The organism is Pigmentiphaga kullae (assembly GCF_004216695.1).
Taxonomy (GTDB): domain Bacteria; phylum Pseudomonadota; class Gammaproteobacteria; order Burkholderiales; family Burkholderiaceae_B; genus Pigmentiphaga; species Pigmentiphaga kullae.
Genome location: NZ_SGXC01000001.1, coordinates 2,081,173 through 2,095,227 on the forward strand (window position 1 = coordinate 2,081,173; position 14,055 = coordinate 2,095,227).

Consider the following 14,055-nt stretch of genomic DNA (forward strand, 5'->3'; position numbering starts at 1 on the left):
CCCCTGGGATGTCAGCGCTTACAATTTGTTACGCTGTTTAACTAATGTTCGGAGATTTGCGGTCTTTGCCCATCTGGGAAAGTCCCCGCGCTGGAGTCATTCCCTGGACCGGTGCAGGACCAGCCACCGGGGGGTGCGAAAGCGCACGATTGCTGTATACAGCCAAGTATAGACAGCTATGAAGGTGGCGAGAAATAGCATTAACACTAGTCCCCGGTCCCAGAACACGGTGGCCGGGACGATGGCGACCAGGCTGAGCGCCCACAGATAAGGGGACGTGACGGCGTTGCGCTGGGTCAGCAAGCGTGCGTTGCGGGTGCCGATGGCCCACCGGATGACCCGCTTGTAGATCAGCATGTGCAGATGCACCCCGTCCGGCATGCTGGGGGACATGCCCCGGAGATATTTCTTTCGATATATGGAAAATAGCGTCTCGAAAATGGGGTAGATGAACAGCAGCGCGGGATACCAGGCCGAGACCACGGGATTGCGGACCACCAGCAGGATGCCCAGTTCGGCCAGCATGAAGCCCAGGAAATACGCGCCGCCGTCGCCCAGGAAAATCAGTCCATAGGGATAGTTCCAGACCAGGAAACCCAGGATGGCGCCGATCATCAGCAGCGAGCCGCCCAGGATCAGGGGGTCGCTGACCTTGAAGGCGACGTAGCCCAGTGAGGCGAACATGGCCAGGGCCGCGGCGGCGGCCAGGCCGTTGAAGCCGTCGATGATGTTGACGGCGTTGACCATCGCGCCCACGCAGACCACGGCGGCCAGGCCGCCCACCACCGGGATGGCCAGCCAGGCGTCGGCCACGGGGATGTCGATGCGCGTGACGGTGGCCTGCAGCAGGACGGCGGCCAGGGCGGCGCCGGCGAATGCGCAAAGCAGGCGGAGGGTCGGGCTGACGCGCTTGGTGAAGTCTTCTGCCAGTCCGATTCCGAACACCACGGCCGAGCACAGCAGCAGCAAGGCAAGGTCGATGGCCAGGGGAAAGTCGCGCGTGGTCAGGGCGGCGACCGCGACCGTACAGCCCGCGACGATGCCAAGACCGCCGATACGGGGCACCGGCCGGACATGGAATTTCTGGACGCCGTCCAGGTCGTGGTCCGCCGCGGCGCTGTCGCGATTGGCGAAGCGCACCATAAGCATGGTCACGAGTAGGGAAACAATGAAACTGATCGTCAGATTGAGCATGCATGCTCGCCGCAGGTGAACGCCGGTCCGCTGCCGGCGCAAAGGATTGTTTAGCCTGTTATTCGTATATCCGACAACCGGGGGTGTGTCACGCGATTCCAGGTATCGCGAGGTATCGCATAATTGTCGCCCCGTTACGCCGGGTTACGTCATACAAGAAAACAGGGTTTTCGTACCTCAACTTCATCTATAGTCCCAGTGAACTTTCCGGGATTTGCACCGGACTATATCGCCTGGAAGGGCGGTGCATGAACATCCAAACAGGTAAGTGAGTGCTGATTGCGCGGCTTGGCCGTGTCTGGCGGACGCATCGCACCATTACGACCCATCGAACGAATCTGAATCAGGAGCATCCCGTGGGGACCAACGTCTCATCTTCACCCGTCGACATCGCCGCTTCCGCCTTCAAGGCCTATGACATCCGGGGCGTGGTTCCGTCGCCGCTCAGCCCGGAGTTCGCCCGCCGCCTGGGCGCGGCGCTGGCGCTGGAAGCGCATCGGGCCGGCGTGCGGCAGGTGGTGGTCGGCCGCGACGGCCGCCTGAGCGGGCCGGATCTGGCGCAGGCGCTGCAGGCCGGCCTGATGGCCGGCGGCATCGACGTGCTGGACGTGGGCATGGTGCCGACGCCGTTGGTCTATTACGCGGCCAACGTCGGCGGCACGGGGTCGGGCGTGGCGATTACCGGCAGCCACAATCCGCCGCAGTACAACGGGTTCAAGATGATGCTGGCCGGCACGACGCTGTACGGCGATGCCATTACCGCGCTGCGCGAGCCCATGGTGAAGAATGCCGGCGGGGATGCGGCCACTCCGGGTTCCCGCAAGGAATGGGATGCCGTGCCGGAGTACCTGCAGCGCATCGTGGGCGACGTGAAGCTGGCCCGCAGGATGAAGATCGCGGTGGACGCGGGCAACGGCGTGGCCGGCCCGGTGGCGGTGCAGTTGTTCAAAGTGCTGGGCTGCGAGGTGGTGGAGCTGTACTGTGACGTGGACGGAACCTTCCCCAACCACCACCCGGATCCGGCCGATCCGCACAACCTGGAAGACCTGGTCCGCTGCCTGGCCGAAACCGATTGCGAGATCGGCCTGGCCTTCGACGGCGACGGCGACCGCCTGGGCGTGGTGACGAAGTCGGGGCAGATCATCTGGCCCGACCGGCAATTGATCCTGTTCGCGCGCGACGTGCTGTCGCGCAATCCGGGCGCTGAGATCATCTACGACGTGAAGTGCAGCCGCTACGTGGCGCAGGAAGTGAAGGCGGCGGGCGGCAAGCCGCTGATGTGGAAGACCGGGCATTCGCTGGTCAAGGCCAAGCTGAAGGAGACCGGCGCGCCGCTGGCGGGCGAGATGAGCGGGCATATCTTCTTCAAGGAGCGCTGGTACGGGTTCGACGATGGCTTGTATACAGGCGCGCGGCTGCTGGAGATCGTGTCCCGCTCGGACAATCCGTCGGCCGTGCTGGAAGCTTTGCCGCAGGCCAGGTCCACGCCCGAGCTGAAGATGGAAACCGCCGAGGGCGAGCAGTTCGAGGTGGTCAAGCGCCTGCAGGAGCAGGGGCAGTTCACCGGCGCGCGCGAGGTGATCACGATCGATGGCGTGCGGGTGGAATATGCGGATGGCTTCGGGCTGGCCCGTGCCTCGAACACGACGCCGGTGGTGGTGCTGCGTTTCGAGGCGGATGACGACGCCGCGCTGGCGCGCATCCAGCAGGATTTCCGCACGCAGTTGCTGCGCGTCGCGCCCGACGCCAAGCTGCCGTTCTAAGGAGGCGAGGCCATGCAGGAAGGGCTCGCACCATTGGCCGGGACGGCCGAGTGGCGCGCCTTCGTCGAGGCCGCTCATCGGGCGGATCGTCGCGCGGGCACGCTGCGGGTGGTGGAAGCCGCCGGTTTGTCGGTGGATTTGAGTACCCAGGCGCAATCGGACGAACTGTCGGCTGCCGGCGCGTCGCTGCTGGCAGCCCGGGATTTCGAGGCCGCGCGTGCGCGCCTGCTGGAAGGCGGCATTGCCAATTGCACGGAAAACCGCGCTGCCTGGCACACCGCGCTGCGCGCGGAAGAGCCGCCCGGGCGGGTGGCGGGCCGGGTGCTGGCCGAGCGCGACCGGGTGCGTGCCTTCGTGCGTCATGTGGATGCCGAAGGGCGCTATGACAGCGTGGTGCACATCGGCATCGGCGGTAGCGACTGGGGCCCCAAGCTGGTGGTGGCCGCGCTGGGCTACGCGGGTACGCGCAGGCAGATGCGCTTCGTGTCCAATATCGATGGCCATGCCATCGAGGCGGGCCTGATCGGGCTGGACCCCAGGCGCACGCTGGTGGTGGTGTCGTCCAAGTCGTTCAACACGACCGAAACGCTGCACAACGCCGACTGTGCGCTGCGCTGGCTGCGCGAGGCCGGCATCGCCGATCCGTGGGAGCAGGTGGTGGCCGTGACGGCCAATCCCGACGCGGCGCGGGACATGGGCGTGGCGCCCGAGCGCACCTTCACGTTCTGGGACTGGGCCGGGGGCCGCTATTCGGTCTGGTCGGCCATCGGGCTGCCGATCGCGCTGGCCTTGGGCGCCGAGGCGCTGGACGGGCTGTTGCAGGGCGCGGCGGCGATGGACGTGCATTTCGCCACGGCGCCGCTGGCCGCGAATGGGCCGGTGCAATTGGCATTGGCTGGATTGGCCAACCGCAACGCGTTCGGCTATGCGTCGCTGAACATTGCGCCCTACGACGCGCGGCTGGTCCATCTCGTGCCCTATCTGCAGCAGCTGGAGATGGAGTCCCTGGGCAAGTCGGTCGACCTCGAGGGGCGGCCGGTCACGGTGCCGACCGGGCCCGTGGTCTGGGGCATGCCGGGCACCGATGGCCAGCACACGTTCTTTCAATGGCTGCACCAGGGGCCGGAAGGCGCCCCGGTGGATTTCATCATCTGCCGCGAGGCGGATCATCCCTATCCGGAGCACCATCGGCTGCTGGTGGCCAATTGCCTGGCCCAGCGCGAGGCGCTGTTGCGCGGCAAATCGGCGTCCGTGCTCGAGGCAGAACTGGCGCCCAAGGAAAGCGACCCGGCGCGCGCGGCCTGGCTGGCGCGCCACAAGATGCATCCCGGCGGCCGGCCGTCCACGCTGATCGTGCTGCCGCGCCTGAGCGCGCATGCGCTGGGGGCGCTGCTGGCGCTGTACGAGCACAAGGTGTTCGTGCAGGGGCTGGTATGGGGCATCAACCCCTACGATCAGTGGGGCGTCGAATACGGCAAGGTCCTGGCCACGGGCATTGCCCGGGAACTGGCCGGCAAGGCGCCGGCTGGCGGCCACGATGCGTCCACCGCGTACTGGGTGGCGCAGTGGGGCAATGGCGGAATGTAGGCCGGCAGGCCTTCAATCCAGCAGCGCGGGGTCCCAGGCGTGGACGACCTGGCGCTGTTCGCCCAGGCCGGGAATGCCCAGCGTGACGACGTCGCCCGCCTTGAGGTAGACCGGGGGCTTTTGTCCCAGCCCGACGCCGGGCGGGGTGCCGGTGGCGATCAGGTCGCCGGGTTCGAGCGTGGTGAAGCGGCTGATGTAGCTGACCAGGAAGTCCACGCCGAAGACCATGTTGCGCGTGCTGCCGTCCTGGCGGCGTTTGCCGTTCACGTCCAGCCATAGGCGCAGGTCCTGCGGGTCCGGCACTTCATCGGCCGTCACCAGCCACGGGCCGATCGGGCCGAAGGTGTCGCAGCCCTTGCCTTTGTCCCATTGGCCGCAGCGCTCGAGCTGGTACTCGCGTTCCGAGACGTCGTTGATGACGCAGAAGCCTGCGATATGCCGGCGGGCATCCGCGGGGTCGACGTAGCGGGCGCGCGTGCTGATGACGATGCCCAGTTCGATTTCCCAATCGGTCTTGGTGGAGTCGCGCGGCATGACGATGGGGTCGTCGGGACCCTGGATGCAGCTATTCCATTTGGCGAACAGCACCGGTTCCTGGGGGACGGGCTGGTTGGACTCGGCCGCGTGATCGCTGTAGTTCAGTCCGACGCAGATGAATTTCCCCGTGCCGCGGTAGGGCGCGCCCAGGCGCGTTCCGGCCGGGACGATGGGCAGGTGCTCGGTGTCCAGCGCGCGCAGGCGGCCGAGCTCGGCCGGAGACAGGGTGGCGTTGGTGATGTCGTCCAGATGCGAGGACAGGTCGCGCATCGTGCCGCGCGCATCCACGAGGCCGGGTTTTTCGCGGCCCTTGGGGCCATGGCGTAGAAGTTTCATGGGTGATGGATGATGGGTTGTGCCGGTGCGGTCAAAGCGCGACGCGCGGAATATGGGCCTGTTCGATGACGCCGGCCCATTTGCGGATTTCCTGGCGCGTCTTGTCTTCCAGTTCCTGTGGCGTGGAACTGGCGGCGATGGCGCCTTGCGCATTCAGCTTTTCCTTGACGGCCGTATCCGACAGGGCAAGCGCGGTTTCGCGGGCGAGGCGATCGACGATGGCGCGCGGCAGGCCGGCGGGGCCTACCAGCGCCGTCCAGGTGTAGGCCTCGAAGCCGGCCATGCCCGATTCGACGAAGGTGGGGACATCGGGCAGCGAAGACAGCCGCTGGTCGGCGCCGATCGCAAGCGCGCGCACCTTGCCGCTTTTGATGTGCTGGTAGGAGGCGAGCGCATTGTCGAACATCACGGAGACCTGTCCGCTGATCAGGTCGGCCAAGGCCAGGCTGCTGCCTTTGTACGGCACGTGCACGATGTCGAGTCCCTGCTGGCTCTTGAGCAGTTCCATCGTCAGGTTCGGCGGGGAGCCCACGCCGGGCGAGGCGTAGTTCAGCTTGCCCGGGTTGGCCTTCACCCATCGAATGAATTCCGCCAGGGTCTTGGCCGGGACCGAGGGATGCACGTTCAGTACCAGCGGCAGGATGGACGTGAGCGAGATCTGCGTGAAATCCTTCAGCGGATCGTAGGGCATGCGTTCGAACAGGCTGATGTTGACCGCATGCGGGCCGTTGCCGGTCAGAAGCAGGGTATAGCCGTCCGCGGGGGCCCGGGCGGCGGCTTCCTGGCCGATGATGCCCGAGGCGCCGGCCCGGTTGTCGACGATGAAGCTCTGGCCCAGCGACGCGGACAGCTTGTCGGCCAGGATGCGGGCGATGATGTCGGTCGCCCCGCCGGCGGGGAAGGGGACGATCATGCGTACCGGCCGATTGGGCCAGCTGTCTTCCTTGGCCTGCGCGGCTTGCATGACGGGGGCGATGGCCGCGGCAGCCGTCAGCCCGAGAAGAGTTCGGCGTTTCATGATGGCGGTTTCCTTGGAGGTTGCGGCGCGGTCCGCGTCAATGCCCGGCAGGGCGATAGAACGGCGCATCGCCCTGGATCGTCGTGCGCCGCATCAGCCGGCGGTAGGTATTGTCGAAGTCGGTGGCCCGGTGCATGGTCGACCGGTTGTCCCAGAAGACGAGATCGCCCGGCTGCCATTTGTGGCGATAGACGAAGGCGGGCTGGGTCGCGAAGTCGCTCAGTTCCACGACTAGGCGCCGGCCGGCATCGTCGTCCATGCCTTCGATGCTGCGGGTCAGGCCTTCGCCGACGTACAGCGCCTGCCGGCCCGTGGAGGGATGGGTGCGCACCAGCGGATGCGCGACGGGCGGCGTCTTGGCTTCTTCTTCCGGCGTGAGCGGCTGGCGGTGGCTCAGGTAGGTGCGGTAGTGCCACGGATAGTCGTGGATGCCGCGCAGGCCGGCCAGGCGCTGCCGTTCTTCGGCGGGAAGCGCGTCGTAGGCGGCGAACATGCTGGCGAACTCCGTATCCGCGCCTTGCGGCGGGCATTCGACCCCGTACAGCAGCGAGCCCATGCTCGGGCGGGGCAGGAACGACATGTCGGAATGCCAGAGCATGCCCGCGCGGTCGGCGCCGATCTTTTCCCCTTTCTCGTTGGTGATGTTGGAAAGAATGGTGACTTCCGGGCAATCGGCCATGTTGAAGCGATTGACCACGTGGCCGATCAGTGGACCGAAGTGCGCGCTGAAGTCGCGGTGGGCGGCGGCGGGCAGGTCCTGGTCCCGGAAGATCACCACGCCGTGCCGTTCCCAGGCGCTGCGGATGTCCGCGACGGCGTCGGCGGGGATCGGCCGGGACAGATCGACGCCCACGATCTGGGCGCCGATGTGCTCGGTGAGCTTGCGGACGGTAAGGCCGCTGGCGGTGCGATAGCTGTCTGCGAAAGTCGTCTCGTCCATCATGTCTCCTCGTTTTGTTTGATTGTCGACAATAAATGGCCGTGATGTCAATCTAGGGGTTTTTACTGAAAATTAAGGGATTAAATGCACATCAGGGTGAATTCGAAGATGCATTCCGATTCATTGTGTTGTCTTGTCGACAATGAACCCGGCGTGCGGCGCTGTCAGGCCGCGAGCACGCTCAACGCATAGGCCAGGTTGTCCTGGACCAGTTTCTGGCCGCAAAGATTGGCGCCGGCATGGTCCTGCCTGCGCAGCGCATCGAGCAACCTGCGCCAGTTGTCCAGCGACTGTTCGCGGCGAGTGGCGGCGGACAGGCCGAGGTTGGTGTAGCGGGCGATCTGCAGCGACATCTGGTTCAGCATGCTGGCCAGTTTCCTGTTGCCGCAGTGTGCGCAGATCAACTGGGCCATGCTGGCGGACAGCGCGGCATGCTCCAGCGCGCGCGCCTGTTCGTCGGTGCCTTCGAGGGCGGCCATGCGGGCCAGCGTATCGTCCAGGCGGCGCAGGTGGGCGTCGGTGCGGGACCGGGCGAAAAGATCGCACGCGACGCCCAGCAGCGCGGCACGGATCTGGTAGATCTCGACCATTTCGTCGTGGCTCAGCGCGGTGACCTTGGCGCCGTGCCGCGGCTGTATGGACACCACGCCGTCGCGTTCGAGAATGCGCAGGGCCTCGCGCACGCTGCTGCGGCTGACCCCGAAGTAGCTTGCCAGCGGGATTTCGCGCAGGCTGGCGCCGGGCGCGATCTCGTTCTTCATGATCGCTTCGGCGATGGCTTCGGCGACCTGTTCGGGCAGGCTCGTGAGATTGGGGGGAGACCGTAGCAGCAGGGAGTCGAGAGCCATGAAGCGATTGCTTGTTGGAGAAGAAAGTGGACAGGCCGTGCGGCCAGCCTGCCTGGGTATTGTCCAATAAATCGGCACCGGCGGGGCCGGTCGAAGCGGTGGTTCTCATTCGGGGCCGATCCGTGCGATTGAGTGCCGGTCCTTCCCTCCGGTTAAAATCCGCCCTTTCCACGCAGCCGGTTTCCCGCCGGCTTCCGTCCGTGCCCCGAATTCTCCTCGTCAAGACCTCGTCCATGGGCGACATCGTCCATGCGCTGCCCGCCGTCTCCGATATCGTCCGCCACATGCCGGACGCGCGGATCGACTGGGTGGCCGAAGAGGCATTCGCCGCCATTCCCGCCCTGCATCCGCGGCTGAACGCCGTCATTCCCGTGGCGCTGCGCCGTTGGCGCAAGGCCTGGTGGTCGGCGTCGGTGAAGGCCGAGCGCGCGGCCTTTCGCAAGCGGCTGCTCGAACATAGGTATGACGCCGTGATCGACATGCAGGGGCTCTGGAAGTCGGCGATGGTGGCGCGCATGGCGAATGGGCCGCTGCACGGCTGCGACCTGCGCTCGGCGCGCGACCCTTTCGCTTCCTTTTTCTACCGTTATCGCTACCGGGTGGTGTTCGAGCAGTCGGCGGTGGTGCGCATGCGGGAACTGGCCGCGTTTTCGTTGGGATACGAGCTGGCTGGGCCGCCGGATTTCGGCATTCGCGCCGAGCCGCCCGCGGGCCTGCCTGCCCGCTATGCCGCGATCATGCCGTCGGCCAGCCGGCCGACCAAGCTGTGGGCCGAGACGTCTTGGCGCACGGTGCTGGAGCGGCTGGCGGTGGCGGGGCATACGCCGCTGGTGTTTGCCGGCACGGAAGACGAGGCGGCCCGGGCGCAGCGCCTGATCGCCGGCATACCCGGTGCCCGGGCGCTGCCGCGCATGGGGCTGGCCGAGGTGGCCGGCGTGCTGGCGGGCGCATCGGTGGTGGTGGGGTTGGACAGTGGGCTGACGCATCTGGCCGGTGCGCTGGGGCGGCCCACCATCGGCATCTATGCGGACTACGATCCGGCGCTGGCGCCGGTGACCGGCTCGGCCTATACGGCCAGCCTGGGCGGGCGCGGGACGCCGCCCTCGTGCGAACAGGTGCTGGCGGCCGTCGGGCAGGCCCTGCCGGCCGAGGCGGCCGTGTCCGGAGCGGTACGTTGATGCGGGGCGCGGTGCTGCAGGCCGTGTATTCGTCGTTGTGGCGGCTGGCCACGCCCTTCCTGTTGTGGCGCATCTGGCGCCGCGCGCGGCGCGAGCCGGTGTATGGCGTCCACCCGGCCCAGCGCTTCGGTTTCTATGGCAGCGGCCGGCATGCGCCGGCGCGCGGCGGGTTCCGGGCCGCGCCGGTCTGGGTGCATGCGGTCAGCCTGGGCGAGACGCGGGCGGCGCAGCCGCTGGTCCGGGCGCTGCTGGATCGTGGCCTGCCGGTGCTGTTGACCCACATGACGGCCACCGGCCGTACCGAAGGGGCGCGCCTGTTCGAGCAGGACATCGTGCAAGGCCGGTTGCGCCAGGTCTGGCTGCCTTACGACATGCCGGGCGCCGTGCACCGCTTCTACCGGTATTTCGCGCCGCGCTGCGGCCTGCTGGTCGAGACCGAGGTCTGGCCCAACCTGGTGGCGGGCGCGCGGCGCTATGCGGTGCCGATCGCCCTGGTCAGCGCGCGGCTGTCGGCCTCGTCGGCACGCAAGACCATGCGGGTGGCCAGTCTGGCGCGCCGCACCTATGGGCGCCTGGATGCGGTGCTGGCGCAAACCCGGGCCGACGCCGAACGGCTGCGGCAGGTGGGGGCGCGCGATCCGCAGGTGGTGGGCAATCTGAAGTTCGACCTGCAACTGCCCTACGACCTGATGCAGGCTGGCGCCGCCTGGCGCCAGCGCCTGGGCCGGCCGGTCATCGCCTGGGCCAGCACGCGCGAGGGCGAGGAAGAGTCCATCCTGGCGGCGCTGCGCGACATGCCCCGCACGAAGGGCGGACAGGCGCCGCTGGCCGTCCTGATTCCCCGGCATCCCCAGCGGTTCGACGAGGTGGCGGCCATGGTGCTGGCCTCGGGCCTGTCCATGCGGCGCCGCTCGTCCATGCCCGGCATGCCGTTCGGTCCGATCGATCAAGACACCGCCGTGCTGCTGGGCGATAGCCTGGGCGAGATGCCTTTCTACTACACCGGCGCCGACGTGGCCATCGTGGGGGGCAGCTTCGCGCCGCTGGGCGGGCAGAACCTGATCGAAGCCGCTGCCTGCGGTGTGCCGGTCATCGTCGGTCCGCATACCTTCAATTTCGCGCAAGCCTCGGAAGATGCGATCGAAGCGGGCGCCGCATTGCGCGCGGACAGCGCCCAGGCGGCCTGGCGGCTCGCGCTGGAACTGATCGACGACGGCGACCGCCGCGCCGGCATGCGCGCCGCCGCGGGCCGGTTCAGCGCCACGCATACCGGCGCGACGCAGCGGGTGATGCGGGCGGTGGGGCCCTGGCTGGGGTGACGCCCATGGAGCTTCGCGTCGTGGCTTGTGTCAGGCCGCTACGGTGATTCCAGCCTGTTGGGCACGTCGAGCCGGACGAACGACGATTTCGACGTGTTGGTCCAGGGCTACCAACGCCTGCATCAGGCGCTCCAGAGAGATGTTCCGTAGCTTGTAGTTGCGGACCTGCGAGATCTTGGGCTGCGTCATGCCGGTGAGCTCGGCCGTTCGCGCCTGGGTGATATGAAGGTCATCGATCAGTCGATTGAGCTTCATTGCCAAAGACGCCTTGGCCGAAAGTTCCCCGGCGTCAGCAAAGCCAAGATCGAACAAGACATTGTCGGTACCGCCTGATGGGGTTCCTGCATCCATGATCATTTCCTCGCATGTCAATGGCTCGCCTGTTCGCGTGCCAGCACGATTTTCCAGCGCTGTACGATCACGGCCACATCGGGTCTAGGCGTTGCAATGCCAGACACCGATTTTTTCTGAAACGCATGCAGCACATGAACGGCGTGTCGGAGGCGGATGGAGTAGACGACGCGGAAGGTGTCGGCACGATGACTTACGGCTCGCCTCTATGCTGCATCCCCGCCGCAGCTTCTTCCAGGCAGGCGATCATCAACTCCGCCCCGGGCGTCAGCCCTCGGTTCCGATTCCATAGCACGCCGCGCGGCCGCATCAGGTGCGGGAAGCTTAGCGGCAGCACCGCCAGCGGTTCCGACGCGTCGGCCGCGACGGCACCGGCCATGACGGCGATGGCGTCGGTGACGTGCAGGTAGGCGCGCGCCAGGTGCGTGGACAGGGTCTCGACGTAGTTGTTGGGCAGTGTCATGCCGTGTTCCTCCAGCGTGCGCTCCAGCGGCGCGCGCAGGATGCTGCCCGCCGGCGGCAGGATCCACGGGTAGGGTTGCAGGTCGGACCATTTCAGGCGCCTGCGGCGGGCCAGCGGGTGCTGGTGCCGCGTCATGAGCTGCACGGGGTCGTCCAGCAGTTCCTTTTCCTCGAAGCCGTCGGCGGCGCTGCGCAGGGGCAGCCGGCCAACCACGAGGTCCACGCGGCCCTGCCAGAGTTCGGGCAGCAGGGTCTGGGCGGTGCCTTCGGTGACCAGCACGTTGGTGTGGGGGGAGCGCTGCTTGAGGATGGCGATGGCCTGCGGAAGCAGCATGGAGGTGGCGGCGGGGAAGGCGCCGATGTGGATCTTGCCCACCGCGCCCGAGCTGAGCGAGTTGAGTTCGTCGCGCGCCTGATGCAGTTCGGTCAGCAGGGTACGGGCATGGCGCACCAGGCATTCGCCGTAGGCCGTGGGGCGCAGGCCCTGGGCGGTGCGGGTGAAAAGCTCCAGGCCCAGGCCTTTCTCGAGTTCGGCCAGGGCCTTGGAGACCGCGGGCACGGTGACGTGCGAGCTTTCGGCCACCTGCTTGAGATTGCCGTGGTCGTACAGCGCGGTGATGAGTCGGAGGTGGCGTGCCTTCAAGTTGATCTGGAGATACCAGTCGATCTGCGTCATGCCGCCCCCCGGGGTAAGGTCCGTTGCCGGTTGTTCAAGCGGGGGGATTTTACTCAACCGGCACCGGTGTGCCGCATCAACCCAGCGCGCCGGTGACGTCGTCGAACAATTCGTCCACCGTGAACCGGCGTGGAATGATCTTCTGTTCGTACGACCACTCGATGGCCATCTCCAGGCCCTTGCGGTTGGCTTCCAGGCCCAGCGGCGGCAGGGTCTCCAGCGCGGCGGCCGGGGCAAGCGCGCGGCTTTCCGCGATCATCCGGTAGATCTCGCGCACGGCCTCGGGATGCTTGCGGGTGACGTCCTGGTGGACGGCAAAGACGTGGTTGATGGGCACGACGCCTTCGCGCTGGTACCAGGCTTTGGCGGCCGCGATGGGTTCCGGGACAAGGGTCTGCACCCGCGGGTCCTTGGGCATGTCGTTGCCGAGGATGGCGGCGGCCAGTTCGCCGTTCAGCATCATCTCGGGAATCGACGACCCCTTGGGCAGCATGTGGCAATTGGGCGGGTCGCGGTATTCGGCCAGGTGGGATTCGTCCACGGTGTACCACTCGACCTTGTTGGGATCGACGCCGTATTCGTGCTGCAGGATGCCGCGCACCCACAGGCCGGTGGTTTGCGCATAGGTGCGCACGCCCACCTTCTTGCCTTCGATGTCCTGGGGGTCGAGGTGGCCGAATTCCTTGTTGAAGCCGACGCAATGGTGCTGGAAGCGGCCGACCATGGGCGCGGGCAGGATCACGAACGGCTTGCCGTAGGCCTTGGCCTGGAGGTAGGTGACGATGGCCAGTTCGCCCGCGTCGAAGGCGTTGTCGCGGATCATCGGCTTGAAGCCGTCGTGCGCGGTCTTGGGACCGCAGAAGTCGAGCCGGACGATGTCCGAGGCGACGCGGCCGTCCTTCATCGCCGCGGCCACGGGGGAGTCGGCCAGGTTGGTTTTCAGCGTGACGCGCGTGGCGTGTGCGGTGGTCATGGGGTCAGTCCTTCAGCACAGGGTAGAGCTTCTGCGCGGTGCCGGCCATGATCCAGTGCTGGTCGGCGGCGGGCAGGAAGGCGATGTAGTCCTTGAGAGCCTTGACGATGTCGGCCAGGCTGTCCTCGGCGGCGGGGAAGTTGGAGCCCCAGGCGATGCGGTCGGCGCCGAATTCCCGGACCACGCGGCCGAAGAAGGTCTCGGGGGTGGCCTTGCCGGAATACGCGGACTCGGTGTTGCGGCTGCTGAGCTTGAGGTAGAGGTTCTTGAAGCGGGCCAGGTCGAACAGGTGCTGGGCGCCGGCATAGGGCGGGCCGCTGCTGATGTCCGGCTTCATCATGTGGTCGACGATGGCCAGGGTCTGGGGGAAGGCGGTCAGGAGTTTCTCCAGGGCGGGGATGGCGGCCTTGGTGATCTGCACGCACACGGGAATGCCCAGTTCGCCCGCCAGGCTCCAGGCGGGGTGCAGGGCGGGATCTTCCAGCGTGGGCGCCTGGCCCGGCATGGTGCTACCGGTGGTGAAGACGCGCAGGCCGGCCAGGCCGCGTCCGCGCCAGTAGCGGATCTTCTGCGTGGCGTCGGGGGCGAGCATGTCGACCGAGTAGACGCCGGCGTAGCGCTTGGGCTGCGCGGCGATGGAGTCGGCCACGTAGGAGTTGTCGAAGCCGTAGGTGGTCGAGGAATGGACGATGGCGGCCTTGTCGATGCCGACGGCGTCCATGGCGGCGGCATATTGTTCGAAGGTGACGGGCCGGGTGGCGGACCAGCCCGAACGTTCGCCGCCCAGCGGGTCGAGCGGGTAGCGGGTGGTGTCGGGCGAGATGATGTGCGGATGGATGTCGATCAGGCGTGTGGTCATGGCGGTGTCGAGCA

Annotated in this window: 13 protein-coding genes and 1 pseudogene; 4 read left to right on the top strand and 10 right to left on the bottom strand. The window is 67.0% G+C overall.

The window, feature by feature from the left end; translation table 11 throughout:
- Positions 1–96: 96 nt before the first annotated feature.
- A complete protein-coding gene (locus EV675_RS10140) occupies positions 97–1,194 on the bottom strand; it encodes an MraY family glycosyltransferase (RefSeq protein ID WP_130357125.1) in 1,098 nt (365 codons plus the stop codon).
- A 356-nt stretch (positions 1,195–1,550) separates the two neighbouring features.
- On the opposite strand from EV675_RS10140, the gene EV675_RS10145 reads away from it, so the two are divergent.
- Both EV675_RS10145 and pgi read left to right on the top strand, forming a co-directional pair.
- Positions 1,551–2,957 (top strand): phosphomannomutase/phosphoglucomutase, encoded by a 1,407-nt coding sequence (locus EV675_RS10145; protein ID WP_207221934.1) that lies wholly within the window; start codon positions 1,551–1,553, stop codon positions 2,955–2,957.
- Positions 2,958–2,969: 12 nt separating this feature from the next.
- Positions 2,970–4,544, top strand: a complete 1,575-nt coding sequence (gene pgi / locus EV675_RS10150) for a glucose-6-phosphate isomerase (protein WP_130357126.1) — start codon at positions 2,970–2,972, stop codon at positions 4,542–4,544.
- A gap of 12 nt (positions 4,545–4,556) precedes the next feature.
- Here pgi and EV675_RS10155 read toward each other — a convergent pair whose 3' ends face one another.
- The 4 genes from EV675_RS10155 to EV675_RS10170 form a co-directional block, all read right to left on the bottom strand.
- Positions 4,557–5,417 (bottom strand): fumarylacetoacetate hydrolase family protein, encoded by an 861-nt coding sequence (locus EV675_RS10155; protein ID WP_130357127.1) that lies wholly within the window; start codon positions 5,415–5,417, stop codon positions 4,557–4,559.
- Between the two features lie 31 nt (positions 5,418–5,448).
- Positions 5,449–6,435: a Bug family tripartite tricarboxylate transporter substrate binding protein gene (locus tag EV675_RS10160; protein ID WP_165404521.1), complete on the bottom strand. Its 987-nt coding sequence runs from the start codon at positions 6,433–6,435 to the stop codon at positions 5,449–5,451.
- Positions 6,436–6,472: 37 nt separating this feature from the next.
- On the bottom strand, positions 6,473–7,375 hold the full coding sequence (locus EV675_RS10165) for a TauD/TfdA dioxygenase family protein (RefSeq protein ID WP_165404522.1): 903 nt from the start codon (positions 7,373–7,375) through the stop codon (positions 6,473–6,475).
- Positions 7,376–7,539: 164 nt separating this feature from the next.
- Positions 7,540–8,223: a GntR family transcriptional regulator gene (locus tag EV675_RS10170; RefSeq protein ID WP_130357130.1), complete on the bottom strand. Its 684-nt coding sequence runs from the start codon at positions 8,221–8,223 to the stop codon at positions 7,540–7,542.
- A gap of 233 nt (positions 8,224–8,456) precedes the next feature.
- Between EV675_RS10170 and waaC the strand changes: the two genes are divergently transcribed.
- Both waaC and EV675_RS10180 read left to right on the top strand, forming a co-directional pair.
- On the top strand, positions 8,457–9,401 hold the full coding sequence (waaC, locus tag EV675_RS10175; RefSeq protein ID WP_130357983.1) for a lipopolysaccharide heptosyltransferase I: 945 nt from the start codon (positions 8,457–8,459) through the stop codon (positions 9,399–9,401).
- A gap of 11 nt (positions 9,402–9,412) precedes the next feature.
- On the top strand, positions 9,413–10,720 hold the full coding sequence (locus tag EV675_RS10180) for a 3-deoxy-D-manno-octulosonic acid transferase (RefSeq protein WP_423213225.1): 1,308 nt from the start codon (positions 9,413–9,415) through the stop codon (positions 10,718–10,720).
- A 30-nt stretch (positions 10,721–10,750) separates the two neighbouring features.
- Here EV675_RS10180 and EV675_RS10185 read toward each other — a convergent pair whose 3' ends face one another.
- The 5 genes and pseudogenes from EV675_RS10185 to EV675_RS10205 all read right to left on the bottom strand — a co-directional run bounded on the left by EV675_RS10185 (position 10,751) and on the right by EV675_RS10205 (position 14,041).
- Positions 10,751–11,071 carry a helix-turn-helix domain-containing protein gene (locus EV675_RS10185; protein WP_087840886.1) on the bottom strand — a complete coding sequence of 107 codons (321 nt, stop codon included), beginning with the start codon at positions 11,069–11,071 and terminating at the stop codon, positions 10,751–10,753.
- Positions 11,072–11,088: 17 nt separating this feature from the next.
- Positions 11,089–11,253: pseudogene (locus tag EV675_RS10190) on the bottom strand (type II toxin-antitoxin system RelE/ParE family toxin); the annotation flags it as partial.
- A gap of 11 nt (positions 11,254–11,264) precedes the next feature.
- A complete protein-coding gene (locus tag EV675_RS10195) occupies positions 11,265–12,209 on the bottom strand; it encodes a LysR substrate-binding domain-containing protein (RefSeq protein WP_130357131.1) in 945 nt (314 codons plus the stop codon).
- Positions 12,210–12,285: 76 nt separating this feature from the next.
- Positions 12,286–13,182 (bottom strand): substrate-binding domain-containing protein, encoded by an 897-nt coding sequence (locus EV675_RS10200; protein ID WP_130357132.1) that lies wholly within the window; start codon positions 13,180–13,182, stop codon positions 12,286–12,288.
- A gap of 4 nt (positions 13,183–13,186) precedes the next feature.
- A complete protein-coding gene (locus tag EV675_RS10205; RefSeq protein WP_130357133.1) occupies positions 13,187–14,041 on the bottom strand; it encodes an amidohydrolase family protein in 855 nt (284 codons plus the stop codon).
- Positions 14,042–14,055 lie beyond the last annotated feature (14 nt).

Excerpts from the sequence above, each read along its gene's own strand:
- EV675_RS10200 (WP_130357132.1), bottom strand. The coding sequence starts at position 13,182 with ATGACCACCGCACACGCCACGCGCGTCACGCTGAAAACCAACCTGGCC.
- EV675_RS10165 (WP_165404522.1), bottom strand. The coding sequence starts at position 7,375 with ATGGACGAGACGACTTTCGCAGACAGCTATCGCACCGCCAGCGGCCTT.
- EV675_RS10170 (WP_130357130.1), bottom strand. The coding sequence starts at position 8,223 with ATGGCTCTCGACTCCCTGCTGCTACGGTCTCCCCCCAATCTCACGAGC.
- EV675_RS10205 (WP_130357133.1), bottom strand. The coding sequence starts at position 14,041 with ATGACCACACGCCTGATCGACATCCATCCGCACATCATCTCGCCCGAC.
- pgi (WP_130357126.1), top strand. The coding sequence starts at position 2,970 with ATGCAGGAAGGGCTCGCACCATTGGCCGGGACGGCCGAGTGGCGCGCC.
- EV675_RS10155 (WP_130357127.1), bottom strand. The coding sequence starts at position 5,417 with ATGAAACTTCTACGCCATGGCCCCAAGGGCCGCGAAAAACCCGGCCTC.
- EV675_RS10140 (WP_130357125.1), bottom strand. The coding sequence starts at position 1,194 with ATGCTCAATCTGACGATCAGTTTCATTGTTTCCCTACTCGTGACCATG.
- EV675_RS10185 (WP_087840886.1), bottom strand. The coding sequence starts at position 11,071 with ATGGATGCAGGAACCCCATCAGGCGGTACCGACAATGTCTTGTTCGAT.
- EV675_RS10160 (WP_165404521.1), bottom strand. The coding sequence starts at position 6,435 with ATGAAACGCCGAACTCTTCTCGGGCTGACGGCTGCCGCGGCCATCGCC.
- waaC (WP_130357983.1), top strand. The coding sequence starts at position 8,457 with ATGGGCGACATCGTCCATGCGCTGCCCGCCGTCTCCGATATCGTCCGC.
- EV675_RS10195 (WP_130357131.1), bottom strand. The coding sequence starts at position 12,209 with ATGACGCAGATCGACTGGTATCTCCAGATCAACTTGAAGGCACGCCAC.